The sequence below is a fragment of the Arthrobacter sp. Hiyo1 genome (assembly GCF_001263615.2).
GTDB lineage: Bacteria > Actinomycetota > Actinomycetes > Actinomycetales > Micrococcaceae > Arthrobacter.
On sequence record NZ_DF952473.1, the window covers coordinates 319,648 to 322,387 of the forward strand.

Annotated in this window: 2 protein-coding genes; both read left to right on the forward strand. The window is 62.5% G+C overall.

Features of this window, described 5'->3' with window-relative positions; genetic code table 11:
• The first annotated feature begins 201 nt into the window (after window positions 1–201).
• Window positions 202–1,194: a hypothetical protein gene (locus AHiyo1_RS16960; protein WP_059389325.1), complete on the forward strand. Its 993-nt coding sequence runs from the start codon at window positions 202–204 to the stop codon at window positions 1,192–1,194.
• 275 nt (window positions 1,195–1,469) lie between these two features.
• Window positions 1,470–2,740, forward strand: a 1,271-nt coding sequence (locus tag AHiyo1_RS16965; protein ID WP_253257407.1) for an efflux RND transporter permease subunit, incomplete at its 3' end; no start/stop codon positions are given.

The following is a 2,740-nucleotide window of genomic DNA, read 5'->3' on the forward strand; positions in this document are numbered from 1 at the left end:
GGCGCTCTACCCCAGACGCCGCCGGCCCCCCGGGTGCCCAAGGGAACGCCCTTCGCCACATCGGGTTTGTGCGCCGTCTGTTCTTTTTCCGTGCCGGCCGGAGCACAATTGAGAAATGTTGGACCGTGGGCGGTGCGGCATGAAAACCTCTCCCGCTGTCCCGGCCCTCCTTTCATCAGCCTGTTGTGAAAGGACACCGAGATGTTCCAGCCAAGCAAACGACTCACAGCGTTGGGTTCTGCACTCGTGCTGTTTCTGGCAATGTCCGCGGTGGCGTCGTGTTCCGGGCCAAGCGGTACGCCTTCCCCGGCCACGTCGAACGGGCCCCTGACAGGGCCGACGTCGGGATCTGCCCCGCCGACTGCTACCCCGACGGCGACCACGGACGCCGCAGAGTTCTGCGGGGCCGGGTCCGCCATCCACTACGACCGCTCGGCCTTCCAGCCGGCGCCAAGGATTGACAACAAGTGGTTTCCACTGAAGCCCGGCATGCAGTACACGACCAAGGGCATGGTGAAGAGTGCCGACGGCACCACCGAGCGCACGGTGGTCCACTCGGTGACCGGACTGACAAAAGTGATTGACGGCGTGAAGACCCTCGTGATGTGGGACCGTGACTACTACGACGGGCAGCTCGTGGAATCCGAGCTGGCCTTCTTTGCCCAGACGGAAAAGGGAGCTGTCTGGCTCTTCGGGGAGTATCCGGAAGAGTACGAGAACGGCACTTTCACCGGCGCGCCCCGCACTTTCATTCACGGCATTTCCAAGGCCCAGGCAGGGATCGCCATGCAGGATCAGCCGGTGACCGGTACCCCGGGGTACGTCCAAGCCCACGCACCCGATGTGGGCTTCCTGGATTGTGGAACTGTCTTCAAGCAGCATGAGCGGGTATGCGTACCGGCCGCGTGCTACGACGATGTGTTGACCGTTGATGAGTACAATCCGCTGGAACCGTCCGTTGGCCACCAGCAAAAACTCTATTCAGCGGGCACGGGGTTGGTGAAAGTGACAGCGATTGGCGGCGCGGACCAGGAGTCGTTGGACCTCATCAAAGCGGAGGCGCTCGCGGACTCCGCCCTGACTGAGATCAATCGGCAGGCGTTGGAATTGGACGGGCACGCCTACCAGGTCAGTGCGAGTGTTTACGGAACGACCCCCCGCGCCGAGGTTGCGACACCGGGCTCCAGCGGCTAGTTCTTGCGTATACCACTATCACTTGTGAATGGACGAAAAATTCCCTGTCATTATCCTGAGAATCCTTGCATTGAGCGTTGACCCAAGGTTCGGCCGGGGCTCATGATTGACGTACACGTCTGGGGGCGCTTTGGCACTGTTCCAAGGAGCGGCGTGGTGGACAGGTACCGGGGATCTAACATTTTCAGCGGGCACTCACCGGACATCGATTCTGGGGTGTCTCCTCCCCGCTACGGCTTCTCCACCTTCACACCCAAGGAGCCGGGTGACCGGCCATGATGGGCACGGTCCTCCGGTGGGTACTCCAGTTCCGGTTTCTGGTCCTGGCCGTGGCGGTGGGGATCCTGGGTTTCGGCTTCACGAGCCTGCCGGGCATGGCAGTGGATGCCTTCCCGGAGTTCGCCCCTCCACAGGTCGAAATCCAGACTGAGGCCCTGGGGCTCTCCGCCGCGGAGGTTGAACAACTGATCACCTCCCCCATGGAGGCAGACCTGTTGAACGGTGTGGCGTGGGTGGAAGCCATTCATTCCAAATCCGTCCCCGGCCTGTCATCAATCCAGATGGTGTTCAAGCCGGGGACCGACCTTTTCCGGGCCCGCCAGCTTGTGTCTGAGCGTTTGACCCAAGCACGCGCCTTGCCGAACGTGTCTGCCGCACCCGTCCTGATGCAGCCCCTCTCATCGACGAGCCGGGTCATGATGATCCGGCTGACCTCCAAAGAGATGTCGGCCATAGACATGTCTGTTCTGGCCCGCTGGACCTTGAAGCCCGGACTCCTGGCGGTGCCCGGCGTCGCGAACGTGGCTATCTGGGGCCTCCGCGACCAGCAGCTGCAGGTCCTGGTCGATCCTGGGGAACTTGAGGCCAAGGGCGTGACGCTGGACGAAGTCATTACCACCACCGGCAATGCCGTCTGGGTGTCGCCTTTGAGCTACCTTGAGGCGTCCACACCCGGTACCGGCGGCTTCCTGGAGACGGGCCACCAGCGGCTTGGAGTGCAGCACGTCCTGCCAATCACCACGCCCGAGGATCTGGGCCAAGTCAGTCTGGAAGGGCCGGCCGGAAAGCTGGTGTTGGGCGATGTTGCACACGTCGTGACCGATCACCAGCCGCTGATCGGGGATGCACTCTCCGGCAAGGATGCCGAACTGCTCCTGGTCATCGAAAAGTTCCCGGAGACGAACACAAGGGATGTGACCCGGGGCATCGATGATGCGCTCCACGCTCTCCAGCCAGGCTTGTCCGGTGTCACTATCGACACCACCGTCTACCGGCAGGCAGCGTTCATCGAAGAAGAGGTAGGCACGCTTGGTGTCGCACTGCTTGTCTCGCTCGTGTTGACAGCCACCATGTTTGGCGCGTTCTTCCGCTCCTGGCGCACCGCCGTCATCAGCCTGATCACGATTCCGGTCTCCCTGACGGCGGCGGCCTTGGTGCTGTACCTACGAGGCACCGGGATGAACACCATGGTCCTCGCCGGCATGGTCCTGGCCTTGGCCGTCATCGTCGGAGACGTCGCCGAGGACCTCTATGGCGCAGTCCGAAC

Excerpts from the sequence above, each read along its gene's own strand:
- AHiyo1_RS16960 (WP_059389325.1), top strand. The coding sequence starts at position 202 with ATGTTCCAGCCAAGCAAACGACTCACAGCGTTGGGTTCTGCACTCGTG.